A 21,411-nucleotide genomic window follows, 5' to 3' on the forward strand; every position below is an offset into this window, starting at 1 on the left:
GGCTTGGTGCTCTCCTTCCTGGGGTCAGGCCCGCTCGACCAGTTCGAGCGCCTGGTCGGGGGTCGGTGCGTGGGATCGTTCGGTGAACGGGACGAACGGCAGCGTGCTGTCCTCACCGAGGAAGACGCGCCGCACCACCCTTTCGGCTGCGCGCCCGTCGTCGAACTCGCAGAACCGCAGCCGGAAGGCGGCGCGGCGCTCGGCGGCGTCCGCTCCGGCGTACTCCCGCGATTCGAGCAGGCGGATCAGCTCGGCCTGCGAGGTGGCCACCACACCGGGCGGCTCCTCCAGCAGGTTGAAGTAGGTGCCGCGGACCGCGGAGTAGATGTCCCAGTCGGGGGCGTAGACGATGATCGGGCGGTCGAGGACCGCGTAGTCGAACATCGCCGACGAGTAGTCCGTGACGAGCGCGTCCGCGGCCAGGTACAGCTCCTCCACCGGGTGGTGGCCCGACACGTCGACGATCCGTCCGCTCCTGCGCAGTTCGGCGGTGTGCGGGGAACTGCCGTAGAAGTAGTGGCCGCGCACCATCAGCGTGACGTCGGGGCCCAGTTCGTCCGCGAGGCGCGCGAGGTCGAGGGCCGGGGTGAACCCGGGCTGGTACTCGCGGTGCGTGGGCATGTACAGGAACGCCTTGGTGCCGTCGGCGAGTCCGAGCGCCGCGCGGGCCCGCCGGACGTCCTCGGCGGTGGCGTTCACCAGGACGTCGTTGCGCGGGTAGCCGGTCTCCAGGGAGGTGTACGAGCAGGGGTACACGCGCTCCCACACGGCGGTCGAGAAGCGGTTGGAGCTGAGGCTGAAGTCCCAGCGGTCGCAGCGTTCCAGCAGCTTGGCGAAGTCCATGTGGGTGGACGCCGGGTACTTCTGCTGGTCCAGGCCCATCGTCTTCAGCGGCGTGCCGTGGTGCGTCTGCAGATGGATCTGGCCCTCCCGCTTCACCACCGCGTCCGCGAAGTTCACGTTGTTGACGAGGTACTTGGCGCGCGCCACGGCCGCCCAGTACTCGCGCGAACCGACCCGGACGTACTCCACGCCCTCGGGCACCTGGTCCACGGCGTCCGGGCGGACGGCCCACACCCGCCGCATGTGCGGTGCGAGGCGGGCGAGTTCGGCGTCGATGGCCGCCGGGTTGCAGGAGACGCTGCGGCTCCAGTAGGCGGAGAACAGCGCGAGGTTGTCGTCGAGGGGCAGCCGCAGCTGCGACTGGTAGTAGACGCCTATCGCGCTGCGCTTGGACCGGTTGATCGCGGCCCGCGCCCGGTTGTTGACCCGCCGCCGGAACTTCACGGCCGCGGTGGCGCCCGCCAGGGCGGCGTACGTGTCACGCTCCAGCATCGCGTACTTGTGGCCGCGGCCGCCGGCCGGACGCCGGAAACCCTGGGGCAGGTGCGCGCGGTAGTCGGCCGCGGCCCGGTGGAAGAACTCGGCGCGGGCCGACTGCGGCAGCCGTCCGGGGCGTTCCAGCACGGTCAGGTAGTGGTCGACCATCTTGCGGAACAGCGGCTCGCGCCACTGCTCCAGTTCCTCGTGGTCGGCGAGGAAGTCGAAGACCCGGCGGTACTGGTCGAAGACGTCGAAGTGCTTGCGGCTGACCGTCTTGAGGATGTTGCCGCCCTCACGGCGCTGCCGGTAGTGCACGCAGACCCGGTCCAGCACGGCCATGCGCTCGGCGCTGATCATCGAGCAGAACGTCCACGGGGCGTCCTCGTAGTAGCCCGGGGGGAAGGTGAGGCCGGTGCGGGTGATGAAGTCGCGGCGGTAGGCCTTGTTCCAGACGATCTGCAGCAGGTTGAGCAGCTGCGGGCGGTCGGCGAGGCGGAAGACGTCCGGGCCCTCGCTCCTGAGCAGGTCGGCGCGCTGGTTGGGGCGGACCTGGCCGTCCCAGTAGGTGCGCACGTAGTCGTAGATCAGTACGTCCGGGTCGCCGGTGGCGTCGAGGCGCTCGGATATCGCCGCGAGCGCCCCGGCGGACAACGTGTCGTCACTGTCGAGGAACAGGACGTAGTCGCCCTCGGCCCGCTCCAGTCCCGCGTTGCGCGCGCGCCCCAGACCCACGTTCTCGGTGAGGTGAATCACATGAATGCGGGCGTCCTTTTCCGCGTACTGGTCGAGAATGAGGCCCGAGCCGTCGGGTGAGCAGTCGTCGACGGCGATGACCTCGAAGTCCGTGCAGTCCTGCCCGAGTATGGAGTCGAGGCACTCGGACAGATACCCCTGCACCTTGTACACGGGGACAACGAGAGAGAGTCTGGGCATCCTTACAACCTGTTCCGAGAACTGACCACGTGCGCACGGGCCCCGGGCCGGGCCGCGCTCCGGGCATCGTTGGACCTGGAGGCGTCGCCGCATCAGCGTAAAGGATTCATGCGAAGTTTCCGTGGGCACGGTAGCGGGACCGGCAGGGGTCGGCCAACGGTGGAATCGCCCGATTTCCAGAGCTTCCTGTCCCTCTCCGTGCGGCCGCAACGCACCTCCGGCAGCGGCGAATCCATCCCTTTTCCACCCTTTGCGGCATGTGTCGGATTCGATTTTCCGGGGCCCGCGGAACACTCTGCATGCAGTGACGACGGACCTTGGAGGCATGAGGATGAGCTGGCTGGTCACGGGTGGAGCCGGATACATCGGCGCGCATGTGGTGCGTGCCCTGCTCGGCGGGGGTGAGTCCGTGGTCGTCTACGACGACCTGTCCACCGGCAGCGCGGACCGGGTGCCGGAAGGAGTGCCGCTCGTGGTGGGCAGCGTCGTCGACCGCGACCTGCTGGAGCAGGCAATTCGTGACCATGCTGTGACAGGTGTGGTGCACATCGCGGCCAAGAAGCAGGTCGGCGAGTCCGTGGAGCGGCCGCTGCACTACTACCGGGAGAACGTCACCGGTCTGCAGACGCTCCTGGAGGCGATGACCGCGACCGGCGTGGACAAGCTCGTCTTCTCGTCCTCCGCCGCCGTCTACGGCATGCCGGATGTGGCTCTTGTCACGGAGGACACCCCGTGCGCGCCGATGAGCCCGTACGGCGAGACCAAGCTCATCGGCGAGTGGCTGATCAAGGCGGCGGCCGCCGCCCACGGCATCCGCGGCGCCTCCCTGCGCTACTTCAACGTCGCCGGAGCGGCGTCCCCCGAGCTGTCCGACGCCGGTGTCTTCAACCTCGTCCCCATGGTTTTCGAGCGGCTGGAGGCCGGCGAGGCGCCGAGGATCTTCGGCGACGACTACGCGACGCCCGACGGCACGTGCGTGCGCGACTACATCCACGTGCAGGACATCGCCTCCGCCCACCTGGCGGCGGCCCGGTACCTCGTCGAGGCGCCGCAGGGCACCGCCCTCACCCTGAACATCGGCCGCGGCGAGGGCAGTTCGGTCCGTGAGATGGTCGACCGCATCCTCAAGGTCACCGGCAACGAGACCGTGGCCCCCGAGGTGACCGCCCGGCGTGCCGGCGACCCGGCCCGGGTCGTGGCCTCGGCGGACCGCATCCGCGAGGTGCTGGGGTGGTCGGCCCGCCACGGCCTGGACGAGATGATCGAGTCCGCCTGGCAGGGGTGGCGGCACCGCCGCGGGTGACGCGGACCGGCAGCTGCGACGGCCGAGGGCCCGCCCGGTGGACCGGGCGGGCCCTCGGCCTCGGGTCTCAGACCAGCGTCTCCTTGTAGTAGATGCTGGCGCGCTTGCGGGCGTCCGTGTCGGACGTGACGGAGGCGAAACCGGAGCACAGGCGCGCCGCCTGCGGTGCGGCCGGATCCGGGATCTGGATCGCCATGCCCTCCGGCTCCCGGTAGGGAAGGCTGTAACCGGCCTTCGTCAGCTCCTGCTCGACCACTGCGCCGCTGTTCCAGTCGACGCAGGTGATGAACGTGTTGCCGGTGCCCTCGACCGACCCGTCCTTGCCGTACTGCGTGCCGGCCAGGAGGTACAGGTGGCTTCCGAACGAGGCGAAACCCTGGAACGTGTCCGGGTGGCCCGGCTGCAGATCGGCCGGCTGCGGCACGTCGGCGAGGGTCGTCCTGCCGCCCGACGTGAAGGCCGCGAGGTCGTACAGCCGGTACCGGAAGGTGCCGTTCACGCGGCACCGGACCGCGAGCCGCTGGTGCGTGGGATCGACCGTCACCGTGGTGCGGTCGACGCCGTCCTCGAGCCGGTGCTGGGTGAGCGCCGGCGAGTCGGGCGTGAGGACGCTGCCGTTGGCGAATGCGAAGCGGGCGAGGCGGCTGCCCCAGCCGGTGTAGTTCCCGGTGGAATCCTGACTGGCCACGGACGCCGTTTCCGTCCACAGAAAACTGCCCGCGTCCGTGGATTCGACGCCGATTTGTACGCCGTGCCCGAAACCACGCAGATACATGGTTCCCAGAATGTTACCCGAAAGATCCATACGGGTGACACAAAGGTCGCCGTTCGCCGAGCGTTCGTCGCCGCTGTACGTGCGGGTCTCGCCGGGAAGTCGTCGGCCACCGTCCACCAATTGCACGAAGAAGACGTGCCGGCGCGCATTGTCGAACCCGAATGACTGGAGCACGCGGGTCTCGTTCAGCCTGACCTCGCGCAGCAGCATTTCGGAGGGCGCGGTGAGGTCGAATCGCCGGCTGCCGGGAACGGCCCCCGGTACGGCCTCGGACCCCGACGGGCCGGTCGGGCTGCCGACCTGCTGTGCGGCCACGGCGATCGCGGGGACCGACGCGACCCCGACGGCGGCGCCCGCCAGCTTCAGTACCTGTCTGCGGTCGAGCATGTAACCCCTCGAAAAGGATGAGTGATGCCACCGTGCACACAGCCTGCTGAAAAAGGGCATTCTGGTCGACGGGGTGGCGGTCGGCCGTCGGCCGGTTATTAAAACACCGGCCATCCAGTGGTGGTAGTCCCACCTAGTCGGGCTTCTTCGGTCACTCACCCTTCAATGTTTTTTGCCAGGAAAGAGTGCGTAATGTCCGAAAGAATCTAATGATCAGCGTTGGAATCTCCTGATCGCTCGGTTACTCTCCGGTCGCCTCACTGTTCTCTTGAGGTTCCTTTCTGTTTCTCCATGGGGTGGGGTGGCCGGTGCGTGCCGTCAGATGGTCTGGTCCCGGACGGGTTGCTCTCGGACGGGTCGCCGTCCTGGTCGCGTCCAGCGCGTTGCTGGCGGGACTGATGTCGGTACCGGCGTCCGCCGTGGCCGCCTCCGTGGCCCGGGCCGAGCCGACGGACCGGACGGTCGACGTACCGGTACGGCCCGGCCAGGGCGTGCCGAAGCAGCAGGGTGAGCCGACCATGACCAAGGCGCCCCGCACGGTGTGGCCCGAGCCGGTCCGTGCCCGGGTCGACCTGACCGAGGCCCCAGCGGGCGACCCCCTCGCCGTGGCACCGTCCGGAGCGGTCGTCGACACCGACCGGAAGAGCGGGGCCGCCGACTCCGCGGTGGTCGCCGTCCAGGCCGCGACCGCCGCGCAGGTCGTGAAGGCGGGCACACCGCCTCAGGGCGAGTTCGCCACCTCGCCGAAGGAGACGCAGGGATCCGGCGCCCTGCCGAAGACGGGCGGCCCGGCCGTACGCTCCGGCCCGCGGCCCGCCCGGGTGGACGTCGAGGTGCTGGACCGCGCGGCCGTGAAGCCCGTCGGCGGCGTCGGCCTGGGCCTGAAGGTGACGCGCACGGACGGCAGTGCGGCGCCGGGACCGGTGCGGGTGACCGTCGACTACTCGGGCTTCCGGTACGCGCACGGCGGTGACTTCGCCTCGCGGCTGCGCCTGGTGCAACTGCCGGCGTGCGCGCTCACCACGCCGCGGAAGAAGGGGTGTTCGCCGGACCGCAGGCGGTTCGTCGACGTCGACAACGACGAGCGGAGCGGAACCCTCTCGGCCACCGTCTTCGCCGACGCCGACCCGGACGCGGTGGCCACGGAGAAGAGCGGCCCCCTGCTCGGCACCTACGCGGCCACCACCGCATCCGAGCCCACCGTCCTGGCCGTCACCACCGGGTCGTCGTCGGACGAGGGCGACTACCGGGCCACGACGCTGAATCCGGCGGGCTCCTGGGACGTGTCGATCGGTTCCGGCGCGTTCACGTACGAGATGCCGTTCAAGCTGCCCAAGGCCCCGACCGGCTCGACTCCCTCGCTGGCCCTGACCTACAACTCGCAGTCCGTGGACGGCCGTACGTCGGCGACCAACAACCAGGCGTCGTGGGCCGGAATGGGCTGGGACCTCCAGACCGGCTACATCGAGCGCCGCTACAAGAACTGCACCCAGGACGGTCTGCCCACGATCGGCGACATGTGCTGGGACTCGCCGAACTCGGGCACGGAGCCCGACGGCGCCGTCTACGTCATCAACCTCAACGGCATCACCTCCCAGCTCATCCAGGACGGCAACGGAACCGGCTCCTACCACGTGCAGGACGACCCGGGCTGGCGCGTGCAGCACCTGTGGGGCGGCCACGGCAGCGACGACGAGTACTGGGTGATCTCCAGCCAGGACGGCATGCGCTACTACTTCGGCTGGGGCCGCAGCGAACGCACCGACGGCGCCACCGACTCCGTCCTCACCATCCCGGTCGTCGGCAACGACACGGGCGAACCGTGCCACGCGCAGTTCCCGGAGCCGTGCGCCCAGGCGTGGCGCTGGAACCTCGACCGCGTCGTCGACCCCAACGAGGTCGAGAACGCCTACTTCTACGACCGGCAGACCAACCACTACCGCTCGGTCGCCAATACCGACAAGGCCCGCAAGTACGACGCCGGCAGCTACCTGACCCGCATCGAGTACGGCTGGGCCTCGCAGATCACCGGCGCCCAGTTGCCCGCGAAGGTCGAGCTGACCCACGTGGGCCGGTGCGTGGAGCGGATGACCGAGAAGGACCCGCTGACCACGGAGCCGGCGGCCTGCCCGCCCATCTCCACCACCCCGGACTCCTACCCGGACGTGCCCACCGACCTGATGTGCGACGGCACCTCCGGTGACAGCTACTGCGCCGGCAAGACGTACTACCCGACGTTCTTCACCACCGACATGCTGTGGGACGTCAAGACGTACGTCCGCGACAACGACGCCGCCGCGTGGGACCCGGCGATGCAGTACCAGATGAAGTACGGGCTGCCGAACCCGGACGGCACGGTCGGCAAGACCCTCTGGCTCGACTACATCCAGCGCAAGGGCTACGGCGACGGCCCCGACCTGCGCCTCCCGGTGATCAATTTCAACGGGGAGTGGAAGGACAACCAGGTCGGTTCGAGCCTGCTCAACTTCCGCCGCGTCACCAAGGTCTACGGCGACCTCGGCGGCGTGACCAGCGTGACGTACGGCCAGCCCGACGCCTGCGACATCAACAGCCTGCCGAGCCAGTCGTCCAACACCCAGCCCTGCTTCTGGCAGAAGTGGACGCCCGAGGGCGAGACGGAGAACAGGACCGGCTGGTTCAAGAAGTACGTGGTCACCGAGGTCTCGGTCGATCCCGGAGTCGGCCAGGGGCCCGACAGCGACGGCGACCCCGACATGACCACCCGCTACGAGTACAACGGCGGCGCCGGCTGGCGCTTCACCAACGACCCGCTCTCCAAGGACGAGGACGAGACCTGGTCCGACTGGCGCGGCTACCAGCAGGTCGAGGTGTTCACCGGCACCAAGGACAACGCGGCCTCCACCTACCACTGGCTCTACCGGGGCCTGGACGGTGACCGCACCTCCAAGACCGACCCCTCCCTCACCCGCAGCGTCAAGGTCAAGGACGGCTTCGGAACCGAGTGGACGGACTCGGCCTGGCTCGCCGGCAAGACCCTGGAGACCAGCAAGCGGGACGGCGCCGGCAGCTCCCACGAACGCGTCCTGAAGGAGTACTGGGTGCACAACACCGCCCAGTACGACGGCCTGCCCGACGCACGCTTCGTCCGCGAGAGCAAGACCTCCACGCACCAGCGCACCTCCACCGGCTGGCGGGTGCGCACGGTCAAGGACGAGTACGACAGCACCTCGTCCACCAGCACCACGTACGGTCTGCCGCTGCGCACCAACGACTGGGGCCTGGAGGACCACGGCGACAACCGCTGCACCACCTACGGCCGCACCTACAGCACGGCCGCGTTCCCCGACTCCGACGTCAAGCGGTGGATGGTCCTGGAGGACGAGCAGCGCCACTACGCGGCCGACTGCGCCGACCGGGCCGCGGCCAACCAGGACGCGTACACGGTCACGCTGTACGACGGCGCCACGTCCGTCACGGACAACGACGCGAAGCTGTCCGACGGCAATCCCACCGAGAAGCGCGTCCACACCGACGCCGCGCAGTTCCGTTCCACGAAGTACGAGTACGACGGCGCAGGACGCGTCACCGCGGCCGTCGACGGCAAGGGCAACCGCACCACGACCACCTACTCGCCGGCCACGTCCTGGCCCGTCGACGGCGTGAAGGTCACCACCCCCGACCCCGACGGCACCGGCCCGGGCACCGCGATGTCCACGACGACCTGGTCGTCGCGGCTGTGGGGCACGCCGTACCGGGTCGTCAACCCCAACGGCCGCTCCACCAGGATCGTCCACGACTCGGTCGGCCGCTTCAGCACCGTGTTCAAGCCGACCGAGGCGGCCAATTATCCCGACGGCAACCCGTCGGTCGAGTTCACCTACACCCTTCCCACGACGACCAACGCCGACGGTGTCCCCGACACGGTCAGCGGCCCGCCGAGGATCACCACCGCGACCCTCCAGTCCGGCTCCACGTACGTGACCTCCTACGAGTACCTCGACGGCCAGGGCCGCACCCGCGAAACCCAGGCGACCGCGCCGGAGGGAACCGGGCGGACCGTGGTGTCCACCCGCTACGACACCTCGGGCAACGTCACCGGCACCTCCGCCGCCTTCTACAACTCCGGTGCGGCCGGCTCCGGCATGGTGCTCCCCACGGTGGCCGACCTGCCCTCCTACAGCGACCCGATCATCGACTGGGCGGGCCGGGAGAAGGAGCTGCAGACCCTGGTGAACGGCGTGGCACAGCCGGGCGGCCGCGTCCGGACGTACTACTTCGGCGACCACACCACCGTCGTCCCCGCGACCGGCGAGCGCACGGACACGTACACCGACGTCTTCGGACAGATCACCAAGGTCGTGGAGCACGGCCCGACCGGCCCCTCCGACACCTCGTACGCGTACACCCGCAGCGGTCATCTGCAGAAGATCACCGACGCGAAGGGCAACACCACCACGTACACGTACAACTGGCTCGGTGAGCGCACCGCGACCGACGACCCGGACGCCGGCCCGTCGACGTCCGCCTACGACGACAACGGGCAGACGGTCACGACGACCAACGCCAACGGCGCGACGGTCACCTACCAGTACGACGCGCTCCAGCGGCTCACCGCCGTCACCGAGGGCACGACGACGCTGTCACGGCTGACGTACGACAGCGCGCCCGGAGGCGCGGGCCAGCTCGCCTCGGCCACGACGTACGCCGACGGCAAGGCCTACACCGTCGCCATCACGGGCTACGACGGCCGCGGACGTATGACGGGCAAGAAGTACACGGTCCCGGACGACGGCTCCGGCCTCACCGGCAGCTACGCGTTCGGCTACGGCTACGACCTCGCCGACCACGTCACCTCGGTCACCTACCCGGCGGCCGGCGGACTGCCCGCCGAGACCGTGACCACCGCCTACACCGCTCAGGGGCAGCCGCAGAAGGTGTCCAGCCCGCTGGCCACCTACCAGTCGTCCATAGGGTTCGACCGCCTCGGCCGGCTGAACGCGCGCACCTTCGGCGCGGGCGGCTCGGACGCGGTGGTGAACCGCGCCTACTCCTTCGACGACGCCAACGGCAGCGGCGCCCTGGCGAACATCAAAACGACGGTGACCGCGGGCGGCACCACCAAGGTGGCGCAGGACGACTCGTTCACACGGGACCTCGGCGGCCAGATCACCGGCGTCCGGGACGGCGTGACCCAGCAGAGCGAGTGCTTCACCTACGACGAGCTGAACCGGCTCACACGAGCATGGACCACGGGCGCGCAGGACGGCTGCACCGGTGCGGCGACACCGGACCTGGCCGGCGGCCCCGACCCGTACGACACCGGCTACACCTACGACGAACTCGGCAACCTGAGGTCCGTCACGGACCGGACCGGCTCCGGGACCACCACCAAGGACTACACCTACCCGGGCTACGGCGCGGACGGTAACGGCTACACGCCGAACCAGCCCCGCCCGCACGCCGTCACCCGGGCCGGTGCCGACACCTTCGCCTACGACGACGCCGGACGCATGACCTCGCGCACGGTGGACGGAGTGACGTCGACGCTCGAATGGAACGCCCAGAAGCGCGTCAGCCGGGTCACCCAGCACAAGGCGACGGGCGACGAGGTGTCGCGCTACGTGTACGACACCGAAGGCAACGTCCTGCTGCGCACCTCTGCCGCGGAGAGCGTCTTCTACCTCGACGGTCAGGAGCTCCACGCCACCGGCGGCACGGTCCGCGCGACACGCCAGTACTCGGCCGCGGGCACCGCGGTCGCCCTGCGGGAGGCCGACGGTTCCGCCGGAGGCAAGCTGACGTGGCTCCTCGGCGACACCCAGGCGTCCACCTCGCTCCTCGTCACGATGGGCGGGATCGTCACCCGGCGCCGGTACAGCCCGTTCGGCAAGGAGCGCGGCACCGGCGGCGCGCTGCCGGCGGCGACGGACCGCGGCTTCCTCGGCGCGCCCGAGGACGACGCCACGGGACTGTCGATCCTCGGCGCCCGGATGTACGACGCCGAACTCGGCCGGTTCATCAGCCCGGACGAGCTCAACCAGCCGTACGTGCCGCAGCAGATGAACGCCTACAGCTACACGGCGAACAACCCGGTCAACTTCAGCGACCCGACCGGCCTGGCCGACGGCCGCGCCTGCCGGTGCGGCAGCCGGCCGGTCCTCAAGCCCAACCAGCCGGCCCCGGACGGCGGCGGCACTCCGGGAGCGCGCGGCGACCTCGGCACCAACGTCCAGCACGGCTGCGACCAGAGCTGCCTGAACGCGCTCGACTCGCTCGTGAACACATGGCAGAAGCAGAACATCAACAAGAGGCTCGCGATCGAGCTGCGCACCTACGTCAAGATCCTCGGCGGCAACATCGACCCCTGCATTCCCGGGGCCGACGTCAGCTCGGGAGCGGCGGCCGGCTGCCTGGACAAGCAGGGCTACACATCCGACGTCGTGTGGCAGGACGTGCTGAACGAATGGCTGTCGGGCCGGGGGAACGTGCTGGCCTTCGGCATCGGCAGCAAGGTCACCCAGCAGCTCGCCACCGGGCCCCACAACACCCGGCTGCTGCAGCAGATCCGCGAGCGGATCGTCGACGCGGACTACGACATCGCGGCCGGCAAGCTCGGCGGTGACGCCGCCTACGTCGACGGTCAGGGGATGGGCAAGCTGGCGGAGTTCCCCAAGGACATCCTCGGCATGCTCACGGACGGCCGACAGGGCAAGGGCACACCCGACGCCTTCCTCGGCTCGTTCAACGAGGTCTACCAGGTGCTGAACGTGGACAAGAAGAACCGGCAGTTCACCGTGGGCTTCGCGGCCTTCAACAACACCGGTACGGCGTCCCTGACCCACCTCCTGCCCGACATAGGCCAGGGCAACCAGATGGCGAGCGTCCACCAGACGTACTACTGGACGGTCACGGTGCGCGAGTAGCGTGACGGCGGAGCAGGACGAAGTGACCACGACGAGCGAGTGCGGGAGACGAGGATGGGTGAGGCCGCGGTCTCCCGGCCGGGCAGGACGGCCTTGCGGCCGCCGGCCGCGGTCGGCGTCCTGCTCAGGCTGCTCGCGCTCCTCGTGCTCACGGCCGGAACGGCCAGTGCGCTCTCGCACGTGCTGCCCGCCCGCGCCGGCGTCACGGAACTGTCCCGTGACGCCGACCCGGGCGGCGCGCTCGTGGTGCACGTCCGGCAGACCGACCTGCTGGAAGTGCGTGCGCGGTGGTCCTCCGGTTTCCTCGGCGACAAGGAGATCGTGCACCGGTTCGCCTCGCTGCCGCTGAGCCCCGGCGGCGTCGCCGCCTTCGAGGAGTCCGTCGGGCGCACGCTCCGGGCCGAGGGCAAGAAGGTCACCTTCGTCGAGGACGACCCGCTGGCCGGACTCGGCGGGCTGTCGGCCTTCGTGCCGGTGCTCTACTGGCGTTTCGTCCCCGAGGCGTGGCTGCGCTGGTCCGTGGCGCTGTGCTGCCTGACCGTGCTGGCCCTCGCCGGGCTGCGCCGGCACCGCCGGGCCGCGGCGGGCCACTGGTACGCCGCCTGCCTGCTGGCGGGGAGCGGCTTCTTCGTCCACCTGTGGTGCGAGCCGTTCCCGCTGCACAGGCCCGGGCCGCCCGGGCAGCCGGCGATGACCGGCCGCCGCGTGGCCGCCGGCACCGTCGCCGTCCTCGGGTGCGTGGTCGCGGCCGGCGTCATCCTCGCCCTCGTGCGTGGCTGACGCCTCGCGGCGCCTCGCTCCGGGCGGGGCCCGCCGCGGCCGCCGCCACCCGGCGCTGCCCCGGCACCTCCGCCGAGTGCCGGCCCGCCATACGCGCGCGGTGCTCCCGGGACGCCGCGCACAGCGCCCGCACCGCCGCCGCGAAGCGCTCCTGGGACGGGGGGTCGGCCGGGCCGAGGAGCCGGAGCTTCAGCTGCGCGCGGGCCTCGGACAGGTCGTCCTTCTCCGGGTGGCGGACCGACTCCAGCAGGGCCGGCACGCCCGCCGCGTCCGGGGTCAGGACCGTCGCCGCGGCCACCGTCGGGAACGCCGCGCGGAACGCCCGCTCCGGCAGCCCGCTGGTGTTGGTCACCGCGTACGGCTTCCCGCTCGCCAGGAAGTCGCTGATCACGCTCGACACGTCGCTGATCAGCAGGTCGGCGACGTTGAAGCAGGCGTACAGCGAGGGCCGGGCGTCCGTGACGACGCGGTGCTCCCACGGCGGCAGCGCCGCCCAGTACGCCTCCTCCCAGGCCGCCGTCAGGCGGGCCACCGCCTGCGCCCGGCCGGGCTCGGGGGCGGACTGCACCAGCATCCGCTCGGCCTGGTCGGCGCCCGGCCGGCACTCGGCGGCGGTGAGCCGGTCCAGCTCCGCTGCCGACCGCGCCGGTTCGGCCGACGGCGCGGGACGCGGGCCGGAGCGCGCCCGGTCGGCCGACCGGATCAGGTCCCGGATGCGCCGGTCGGCGGCGCCGGCCCGCGGATCGACCGAGCCGGTCAGCGGGTGCGGCTTGTACAGCAGACGCACCCCGGGGTCCGCGAGCAGCGCCCGTACGAGGTTCTCGCCGGCCGCGATCAGCGACGTGTTGCCCGGATTGCCGTCCCAGCCCTCCCATGTCGGCGCGTACAGCACCGTGACGTACGGTCCGGCCGGCGGGCCCGCGTACGGCCGTACGGCGTCCAGTTGCGGGCGCCCGATCTCCACCACGTCCTTGTCCTCGACCCCGACCTCGGCCAGCGCGTACCGTTCGCGGGCCGCGGGACCGGCCACCCACACCTGGTCGTAGGCCTTCGCGTACGGGTTGCAGGACGACAGCTTGTCGCTCTCGCCGTGGTTGACGAAGGCGTGCTTGATCGTGGGGATGCGCAGCACCTGCGAGGTCTTGCCGGAGTTGGAGGGGTGGAGCAGCACCTGGAGCGTGGAGTGCTCCAGCCGCATCAGCGTGGACACCTTCGGCAGGCACACCACGGGAATGTCGGTCGTCGCGATCCTCGCCACCATGAACCGCTCGCGCAGGATGATCACCGGCCGTGCGTCCAGCGCGGCCAGCGGCTCCAGCCACATGCCGGCCTGGTAGGCGGAGGACGCCCCGCCGGAGAAGTACAGCCCGACCGTCGGCCGGTACTCCGCCAGCCACGCGTCGAACCAGTCGAGCACCTCCTGCTCGCCCGCCGGACGCCGGCCGGGCAGCAGCCGCAGCAGCAGGGCGGCCAGGCCGGCCAGCGTGCAGCCCAGGGACAGCGCGACGCCGGCCGCCGCGCACCGGGCGTCGCCGGTCACCGCCGTCGCCGTCAGCCCGGCCGTCGCGGGCAGGCCGAACACCAGCAGCCGCGGTCCGGGGCGGCGCAGCAGCACGGGCGGGGCGGGGGACAGTCGCAGGGCCGAGGCGTCGATGTTCCGGGTGACCACGGGCAGCGTGCGGGTGCGGCGCACCAGCACGGACACCGCCTGCACCGCGCAGTGCGCCGCGTAGAAGGCGAGCAGACCGGCGGCGAGCGGGGCGTACTGCGTCTCCCGGTCCTGCTCCCCGAGCCGCAGCAGGCCCACCACCAGCAGCAGGTCCCGCAGCACATGGCGCACCGCGACATCGGCGTGGGCCTTGGCGAACAGGGTCAGCGCACCCCGCTGCCAGCGGTACAGCACACCCTCCACGGCCAGCGAGGCGGTGGTCGCGACCAGGAGCAGCAGTACGTGCGGCACGAGCGCCGCCACCGCCTGTGCGACGAAGGCGGCGCCGAGGACGGCGCCGAGGACGGCGGTCGTCAGCCCCCTCGGGAGGCTCTGCGGGCGGGGCAGGGGTAGGGGCACTGCGGTCACTCCAGGAGCGTCGGGTCGGACCGGGTCGTCCGTCCGGGTTAACGCCCGGTGGCCTCCGGACGACACGCGCGTATCGGCGGCGGTGGCGGCCCGGCCCGCGACGGACCCCGTCCGCGGTGCCGTCCGCAGCGTGGACCGATGGCACGCCGCACGTCCCCTTTCCCGTAGATTGCCTGCTGAGCGACTCAGTTCGACGTGGCGGTGCGAGGGGACGGGGCGGCAAGGTGGCAGGCGCGAGGCAGGCCGTGGGCGAGGCACGCAGGATCGTCGTCAAGGTCGGCTCCTCGTCGCTGACGACGGCGGCGGGCGGGCTGGACGCGGACCGGGTGGACGCGCTCGTCGACGTGCTGGCCAAGGTGCGCAGCGGGGGAGAGCGGGAGATCGTGTTGGTCTCCTCCGGCGCGATCGCCGCCGGGCTCGCCCCGCTCGGCCTGCGCCGCCGGCCCAAGGACCTCGCCCGGCAGCAGGCGGCGGCCAGCGTCGGCCAGGGACTGCTGGTCGCGCGGTACACCGCGTCGTTCGCCCGCTACGGCGTGCGGGTCGGCCAGGTGCTGCTGACCAGCGACGACATGAGCCGCCGGGCGCACCACCGCAACGCCTCGCGGACCCTCGACAAGCTGCTGGCGATGGGCGCCTTCCCGATCGTCAACGAGAACGACACCGTCGCCACCGACGAGATCCGCTTCGGCGACAACGACCGGCTCGCCGCCCTCGTCGCCCATCTGGTCCGCGCCGACCTGCTGGTGCTGCTGTCCGACGTGGACGGCGTCTACGACGGTGACCCCGTCCGCCCCGGCACCTCGCGCATCGCCGAGGTCAGGGGCCCCGCCGACCTCGCCCACGTCGAGATCGGCAGCGCCGGCAAGGCGGGCGTGGGCACCGGCGGGATGGTCACCAAGGTCGAGGCCGCCCGGATCGCCGCCGCCGCGGGCATTCCGGTGGTGCTGACCAGCGCGGTGCACGCCGCCGACGCCCTCGCCGGCGGCGACACCGGCACGTACTTCCATCCCACCGGCCGCCGCTCCGCCGACCGGCTGCTGTGGCTGCAGCACGCCTCCACCCCGCAGGGCTCGCTCACCCTGGACGACGGCGCGGTGCGCGCGGTCGTGCAGGGCCGCAAGTCGCTGCTGCCCGCGGGGATCGCCGGTGTCGAGGGCGAGTTCAGCGCGGGCGACCCGGTCGAGCTCAGGGACCGCGAGGGCCGGGCGGTGGCCCGCGGGCTGGTCAACTTCGACGCCCGGGAGATCCCGCTCCTGATCGGCCGCTCCACCCACGAACTCGCCCGGGATCTCGGGCCCGAGTACGAACGAGAGGTCGTACACAGGGACGATCTGGTGGTCCTGCATCCGTAATCCGCCCGAACGTCCGTCCTCGGTGGTGGACGTTCCGTAAAAGCGCCCCGCGATCCCCGACGGCCTGCTCAACTTTGTCCCAGGGACACATTCCGCCCGACCCCCGGGCCGGTCCGCGTGCGAAGGAGGCCGTCGTGAGACGAGTGCGCCCAGGGACGACGGCGTCTCGTGGTGGCGACCGCGCGGCCGGCGGCGAACGGGCCCTGACCGGCGTCGCGGCCGGTGACCGGTTCCCGGGCGGCTCGGGCGGTGACCTGCCGCGGCTGTGGCACGTCACCCTCAGCGTCTCCGGCCGGCGGGCCCCGGCCGCGGAGGTCCGGCGGGCCCTGGAGCAACTGGCCCACGACCACCCCTTCCTGCTGACCAGCCGTTACGCCGACGACCACGCGGAGATCCGCTACTGGGAGGAGGCCCGCGACCTGCACGACGCGGCCGCCGTGGCGCTGCGCCTGTGGGGCGAGCACCGCCGGACCGCGGGCCTGCCGCCGTGGGAGATCGTCGGCCTGGAGGTCATCGACCGGCCCACCTACCACCAGCGGGTCGCCGCCGGGTACGGGCCGGTCCTGGCGGCGCCGGTCGGAGTGCATCCGTTCTAGGGGCACTCCGGGGCAAAACTTTCGTGCCTTCCGGGCAAAAGCCATGTCTCGGGGTGTGGGACGCCTGCCGACGCGTCCGCCCGCCCGCACTACCCTTCCCTCATGACCACGCTCTCGCCTTACGACTCGATGTCCCCGGTCAGCCAGGCCGCCTACCGGGCCAAGGGGGCCGCCGCCGACCTCGCGCCGCTGCCGCGCGCCGCCAAGGACGACGCGCTGCTCGCCATCGCGGACGCCCTGGAGGTCCGCGCGAGCGAGATCGTCGAGGCCAACGCCGAGGACGTGGCGAAGGCGCGCGAGGCCGGCACCGCCGAGGGCATGATCGACCGGCTCACCCTCACTCCGGAGCGGGTGCGCGCGATCGCCGCCGACGTGCGCGACGTGGCCGCGCTGCCCGACCCGGTCGGCGAGGTCGTGCGCGGCTCCACGCTGCCCAACGGCATCGACCTGCGCCAGGTCCGGGTGCCGCTCGGCGTCGTCGGCATCATCTACGAGGGCCGGCCCAACGTGACGGTCGACGCCGCCGCCCTGTGCCTGAAGTCCGGCAACGCGGTGCTGCTGCGCGGCTCCTCCTCCGCCTACCGGTCCAACACCGCGCTGGTGCGGGTGCTGCGCGACGCCGTGGGCGGGGCCGGGCTGCCCGCCGACGCCGTGCAGCTGGTGCCCGGCGAGAGCCGCGAGAGCGTGCGGGAGCTGATGCGCGCCCGGGGCCTGGTCGACGTGCTCATCCCGCGCGGCGGCGCCTCCCTGATCAACACGGTCGTGCAGGAGTCGATCGTCCCGGTCATCGAGACCGGCACCGGCAACTGCCACGTCTACGTCGACGCGGCCGCCGACCTCGACACGGCCGTGGAGATCCTGGTCAACTCCAAGGCCCAGCGGGTCGGCGTGTGCAACGCCGCCGAGACCCTGCTGGTGCACCAGGACATCGCCGCCGAGTTCCTGCCGCGCGCCCTGGACGCCCTCGCCGACGCCGGGGTCACCGTGCACGCCGACGAGCGGGTGATGGCGTACGCCAAGGACTCGCGGGCCACCGTGGTGGAGGCCACCACCGAGGACTGGGAGACCGAGTACCTCTCCCTGGACATCGCCGCCGCCGTCGTCGACTCCCTCGACCGGGCCGTGGAGCACATCCGGCTGTGGAGCTCCGGTCACACCGAGGCCATCGTCACCACCTCGCAGCAGGCCGCGCGCCGCTTCACCCGGTTGGTGGACTCGACCACGGTCGCGGTGAACGCCTCCACCCGTTTCACCGACGGCGGCCAGTTCGGCTTCGGTGCCGAGATCGGCATCTCCACGCAGAAGCTGCACGCCCGCGGGCCGATGGGACTGCCCGAGCTGACCAGCACGAAGTACATCGTCACCGGCGACGGTCACGTACGGCGCTGACCCGGGCGCGGCGGCCGGACGGCGGGCGGCGCGTCTCGGCAGGCGGTTGAATTTCCATACGGTCTGCCCAAATTGACCCCCCAGGTCTACTCTGTATCCGTGCCGGAGGACGTGGGGGGTTCGCCGTTCCCTGACGGCTGGGAGCCCGACGACGACCACGACCGCGGGGTGTCGGACGAAGAGTTCGCCTCCGTGGTCTTCGACGAGGACTTCGTACGCGCGGCCGCGGTGCACGAGCCGACCGCGGTCGCACGACTCCTGGCCGCCGCGCAGGCCAGGGCCGAGGCCTCCGAGGCCGAGGCCCGCCGGGGCCGTACGCGCGGCGAGCGCTACGACGACGGGTACGGCGGCTACCGGGGCGATCCCGGACACGACCCGGACGACGCCCCGGACGCCGACCACGGCTCCCCGGGACCGTACGGCAGGCAGGTGCGCTGGCACCGGCCCGTGGCCTGGCTGCTCGCCCTGGTGATGGGCGTCGGGATGGTCGCGCTCGCCTTCTCGGCCGTCTACCGGGGCGCCTCATCGCAGCGCGAGGACCCAGTCCCGACGCCCGCCTCCACCGGCCTGGAACAGGGCGGCGCGGCGACGCCCTCCGCATCGGCCGACTACTCCCGTCCGGCCGTCCCGGTGATCCCGCACAGCAGCCCCTGAGACCGCCCACCCGCTTGGTGGGTACCTGTCAGAAATCGGGGTGCCGAGGGCGTTTACGGGACCCTCCCCGGACCTACCCTGAAGATATGGGAGGGCCTTCGGACCCACCCGAGGGGACGCCCGAGGGAGCCCCCGGAGGTGGCGAGGACGAGTACAGGTCCGTCGTCTTCGACGAGTCCTTCGTCCGCGCTGCCCGGCTCCAGGAGTACTCCGCCCAGGAACGCATCGCCGACCACGCACCCGCCGTGCGCCGCCGTCCGCCGCTGCGCCGGGGTCTGTCCCGGCAGGCGCTGGTCCTGGTCCTGCTGATCGCCGTCGCCTTCGGCACCGCCCTCTACATGGGCGTGCGCAACCCGTATCAGGGCCCCGCCGCCCGGCACGCGGTCGAGCCGCTGCGGATGACCGTCGTCCCGCTCGCCCCGCGAGGCGAGGTGCCCGGCACCTCCGACGTCGAGCAGTTGTACGCGCGCAGTCCGGCGGCGCAGTTCCGCACCGGTGCCGAGGGGGTGCCGCTGCCGGCCTCCCGGCGCACCGAGCACTTCTCCGACGGCCAGGTGGTGTCCGCGCTGATCACCGCGAAGGACTACCTCGTACGGTCCTCCCTCGACCCCGGCGTCCTCACCGGCGACCGGACCCGGCCGGTGCGGGTGCTGCTCGACTCCGACCAGCTCGACCAGTTCGACCAGAGCTTCGACCGGCCCACCGCAGACGGCCGGCACGCCCCCAGCGGATGGCTGGTCCGCTTCGACCCCTCCCGGGTGGAGCTGGCCGACCGAGGGATCCGGGTCCAGGGCACCATGCAGGCCGCCGAGACCGACTCCTCCACCCTAGAGGTCACCACCGACCACACCTTCGTGTACGCGCTGCGGCCGGCCGGCGCCGACCGGGACGCCGAGGCGTCGCTGTTCACCGTCCGGCGGGAACTGCACTTCCGCTTCGACCGCGACGACCTGCGGCTGCACCAGGCGGAACTCGTCGTCGCCTACGTCCAGGCCGGCCCGCTGTCCTGCGCCGAGGACGCGACCGACCGGCTGCGCCCGCTGCTCGCCGGCCAGACCGCCGAGGAGAGCGGCCCCGCCGGCACCGACCCCTACGCCACGGGCAGCGCCCCGGCGCTGTGCGGCTCCCTCGCCGAGGGCGCACAGCCGGCGGTGTGAGCGCGCGGCACCCGCGTCGCACGGACCGGTCCCGGCGTCTCACGCCCCGTCGCGCGGCGGTTCCTCGTCCCGGGCGTCCTGCGCCCCGGACGACGTACCGGACGACGTACCGGATGCCGTGTCGGACGAGGAGCCCGACGACGTGCCCGGCTGCTGCGGTCCGCGCGGGGGCTTCGGCGCCGACGAGGTGAACCCGCCGAAGCCGCGGCGCACCCGGTCGCCCAGGTCACCGGCGCCGCCCGCGATGTCACTGACCAGCTTCATCAGCGGGTCCTTGGAGGTGCGCACCTCGTCGGCGTAGCTGCTCGCCGAGTCCCGCCACGACTCCCGCACGGAGGCGTCCTTGTCCTCGTCCCGGCGCGGGTAGTGGCCGTCCATCAGCCGCTGGTAGTCCCGGGAGGCCGCCCACTTCTTCAGCTCGGCGGCCCGCACGGTGGTGAACGGGTGCGAGCGGGGCAGCACGTTGAGGATCTTCAGCACCGAGTCGCGCAGATCGCCGCCGGCCTCGTACTCCTCGGCCTGCTCCAGGAAGGCGTCCACGTTCATCTCGTGCAGGTGGTTGCCGCCCGCGATCTTCATCAGGCCGCGCATGGACGCCTGGAGGTCCTGCCCGACCAGCAGCCCCGCGCGGTCCGCGGACAGCTCCGACTTGCGGAACCACTCGCGCAGCGCCGTCACGATCGCCATGATCGCGAAGTTGCCGAGCGGGATCCACGCGACCCGGACCGCCAGCGACGTCAGGAACAGCAGGATCGTCCGGTACACCGAGTGCCCGGACAGCGCGTGCCCGACCTCGTGCCCGACGACCGCCCGCATCTCCTCCTCGTCGAGCAGCTCCACCAGGCCCGTCGTCACCACGATGATCGGCTCGTCCAGGCCGATGCACATCGCGTTCGGATTCGGGTCCTGGTTGACGTACATCGGCGGGACCTTCTCCAGGTCCAGGATGTAGCAGGCGTCCCGCAGCATGTCGTTGAGGTGCGCGAACTGCCGGTCCGAGACCCGCACCGAGTCGGACAGGAACAGCAGCCGGAGGCTGCGCTCGGGCAGCAGACCGCTCAGGGCCTTGAAGACCGTGTCGAAGCCGCTCAGCTTGCGCAGCGCCACCAGCGCGGAGCGGTCGGCCGGATGTTCGTACGCACGCGAGGAGATGCCGGGGAAGCGCCTGCGCTGCCTGCTCGGCACACTCTCGTGCCCGTTGTGCTGATGGCCGTCGGACATGTTTCCCCCATGTGCGTCTGAGTGACCTTTGCCGCCCCTTGTGCGGCCCTTTGCTCTTCCGCGGCGAGGCCCAGCCTAGGCGGAGTTACCGTGGACGGGCAGTGCGGACGGCGGTACCGCCGAGGAGGTGCGGGGATTCTGCTCCGGGTGATCCTGATCGTGATGGTGGTGGGGTGTGTGCTCACCGCGTGGTTCCTGTTGCGCGGTTACAGGCGGAAGGACGACTGAGGGCGGCCGGAGGTTGCCCGGCAGCGCACGCCGGGGCGGCCCGCGCCCGCAACGGCGGAGTCGGCGTGAGCGGGGCGCAGGCGCCCGCATACGATGAGCGGACGTCCATGTCCCGCCCACACGCGATAGGTCCTGCCGAAGATGAGCTTCCCCAGCACCGCTGCCCAGTTGGTCACCCTCGCCGCCGAGGGCGGAGAGCACAGCGGCAACCACCACAGCCTCAGCCCCTACGTCACCGGCGGCGCCGCCCTGGTGATCCTCCTTCTCCTGCTGTGGATCACCACTCGTTTCAACCGCGACCGCTGAGCCCGTCGCGGGCCGCCCTGGCCAC

At 71.5% G+C, this 21,411-nt stretch carries 13 protein-coding genes; 9 read left to right on the forward strand and 4 right to left on the reverse strand.

Annotated features, from left to right (window positions below):
- Positions 1-24: 24 nt before the first annotated feature.
- Positions 25-2,256 (reverse strand): bifunctional glycosyltransferase/CDP-glycerol:glycerophosphate glycerophosphotransferase, encoded by a 2,232-nt coding sequence (locus tag FGW31_RS23055; RefSeq protein WP_142195386.1) that lies wholly within the window; start codon positions 2,254-2,256, stop codon positions 25-27.
- A 331-nt stretch (positions 2,257-2,587) separates the two neighbouring features.
- Here FGW31_RS23055 and galE point away from each other — a divergent pair, with 331 nt between their 5' ends.
- On the forward strand, positions 2,588-3,559 hold the full coding sequence (gene galE / locus FGW31_RS23060; RefSeq protein WP_142195387.1) for a UDP-glucose 4-epimerase GalE: 972 nt from the start codon (positions 2,588-2,590) through the stop codon (positions 3,557-3,559).
- Between the two features lie 67 nt (positions 3,560-3,626).
- Here galE and FGW31_RS23065 read toward each other — a convergent pair whose 3' ends face one another.
- On the reverse strand, positions 3,627-4,835 hold the full coding sequence (locus tag FGW31_RS23065; protein WP_233452559.1) for a phage baseplate protein: 1,209 nt from the start codon (positions 4,833-4,835) through the stop codon (positions 3,627-3,629).
- Positions 4,836-5,119: 284 nt separating this feature from the next.
- On the opposite strand from FGW31_RS23065, the gene FGW31_RS23070 reads away from it, so the two are divergent.
- Together FGW31_RS23070 and FGW31_RS35085 are read left to right on the forward strand one after the other, a co-directional pair.
- The gene (locus FGW31_RS23070) at positions 5,120-11,626 is read left to right on the forward strand and encodes an RHS repeat-associated core domain-containing protein (protein ID WP_142195388.1); all 6,507 of its coding nucleotides are present in this window, start codon (positions 5,120-5,122) and stop codon (positions 11,624-11,626) included.
- A gap of 54 nt (positions 11,627-11,680) precedes the next feature.
- Positions 11,681-12,406, forward strand: coding sequence for a hypothetical protein (locus FGW31_RS35085; protein WP_182674559.1), 726 nt, complete (start codon positions 11,681-11,683; stop codon positions 12,404-12,406).
- Here FGW31_RS35085 and FGW31_RS23080 read toward each other — a convergent pair.
- Positions 12,381-14,474, reverse strand: coding sequence for a hypothetical protein (locus FGW31_RS23080; protein ID WP_182674633.1), 2,094 nt, complete (start codon positions 14,472-14,474; stop codon positions 12,381-12,383). The two genes, FGW31_RS35085 and FGW31_RS23080, sit on opposite strands and share 26 nt — an antisense overlap.
- Positions 14,475-14,707: 233 nt before the next feature.
- On the opposite strand from FGW31_RS23080, the gene proB reads away from it, so the two are divergent.
- From proB to FGW31_RS23105, 5 genes are all read left to right on the forward strand, one after another.
- Entirely contained in the window at positions 14,708-15,835 is a 1,128-nt protein-coding gene (gene proB / locus FGW31_RS23085; RefSeq protein ID WP_142195390.1) for a glutamate 5-kinase, read from the forward strand.
- 134 nt (positions 15,836-15,969) lie between these two features.
- A complete protein-coding gene (locus tag FGW31_RS23090; RefSeq protein ID WP_142195391.1) occupies positions 15,970-16,431 on the forward strand; it encodes a hypothetical protein in 462 nt (153 codons plus the stop codon).
- A gap of 102 nt (positions 16,432-16,533) precedes the next feature.
- Positions 16,534-17,820 carry a glutamate-5-semialdehyde dehydrogenase gene (locus tag FGW31_RS23095; protein WP_142195392.1) on the forward strand — a complete coding sequence of 429 codons (1,287 nt, stop codon included), beginning with the start codon at positions 16,534-16,536 and terminating at the stop codon, positions 17,818-17,820.
- Positions 17,821-17,919: 99 nt separating this feature from the next.
- Positions 17,920-18,474 (forward strand): SCO2584 family spore wall biosynthesis protein, encoded by a 555-nt coding sequence (locus FGW31_RS23100; protein WP_444545122.1) that lies wholly within the window; start codon positions 17,920-17,922, stop codon positions 18,472-18,474.
- Between the two features lie 86 nt (positions 18,475-18,560).
- The gene (locus tag FGW31_RS23105; RefSeq protein ID WP_142195394.1) at positions 18,561-19,631 is read left to right on the forward strand and encodes an SCO2583 family membrane protein; all 1,071 of its coding nucleotides are present in this window, start codon (positions 18,561-18,563) and stop codon (positions 19,629-19,631) included.
- 39 nt (positions 19,632-19,670) lie between these two features.
- Here the strand turns inward: FGW31_RS23105 and FGW31_RS23110 are convergent, their stop codons facing one another.
- A complete protein-coding gene (locus FGW31_RS23110; protein ID WP_142195395.1) occupies positions 19,671-20,852 on the reverse strand; it encodes a M48 family metallopeptidase in 1,182 nt (393 codons plus the stop codon).
- A gap of 369 nt (positions 20,853-21,221) precedes the next feature.
- Between FGW31_RS23110 and FGW31_RS35090 the strand changes: the two genes are divergently transcribed.
- Positions 21,222-21,386 carry a hypothetical protein gene (locus FGW31_RS35090; RefSeq protein WP_167530096.1) on the forward strand — a complete coding sequence of 55 codons (165 nt, stop codon included), beginning with the start codon at positions 21,222-21,224 and terminating at the stop codon, positions 21,384-21,386.
- Positions 21,387-21,411: the final 25 nt, after the last annotated feature.

Origin of the sequence: Streptomyces calvus (assembly GCF_006782915.1) — a bacterium.
Lineage (GTDB): Bacteria > Actinomycetota > Actinomycetes > Streptomycetales > Streptomycetaceae > Streptomyces > Streptomyces calvus.

Excerpts from the sequence above, each read along its gene's own strand:
- FGW31_RS23105 (WP_142195394.1), top strand. The coding sequence starts at position 18,561 with ATGGGAGGGCCTTCGGACCCACCCGAGGGGACGCCCGAGGGAGCCCCC.
- FGW31_RS23110 (WP_142195395.1), bottom strand. The coding sequence starts at position 20,852 with ATGTCCGACGGCCATCAGCACAACGGGCACGAGAGTGTGCCGAGCAGG.
- FGW31_RS23065 (WP_233452559.1), bottom strand. The coding sequence starts at position 4,835 with ATGGCCGGTGTTTTAATAACCGGCCGACGGCCGACCGCCACCCCGTCG.
- FGW31_RS23070 (WP_142195388.1), top strand. The coding sequence starts at position 5,120 with ATGTCGGTACCGGCGTCCGCCGTGGCCGCCTCCGTGGCCCGGGCCGAG.
- FGW31_RS23055 (WP_142195386.1), bottom strand. The coding sequence starts at position 2,256 with ATGCCCAGACTCTCTCTCGTTGTCCCCGTGTACAAGGTGCAGGGGTAT.
- FGW31_RS35090 (WP_167530096.1), top strand. The coding sequence starts at position 21,222 with ATGAGCTTCCCCAGCACCGCTGCCCAGTTGGTCACCCTCGCCGCCGAG.
- FGW31_RS23095 (WP_142195392.1), top strand. The coding sequence starts at position 16,534 with ATGACCACGCTCTCGCCTTACGACTCGATGTCCCCGGTCAGCCAGGCC.
- FGW31_RS35085 (WP_182674559.1), top strand. The coding sequence starts at position 11,681 with ATGGGTGAGGCCGCGGTCTCCCGGCCGGGCAGGACGGCCTTGCGGCCG.
- galE (WP_142195387.1), top strand. The coding sequence starts at position 2,588 with ATGAGCTGGCTGGTCACGGGTGGAGCCGGATACATCGGCGCGCATGTG.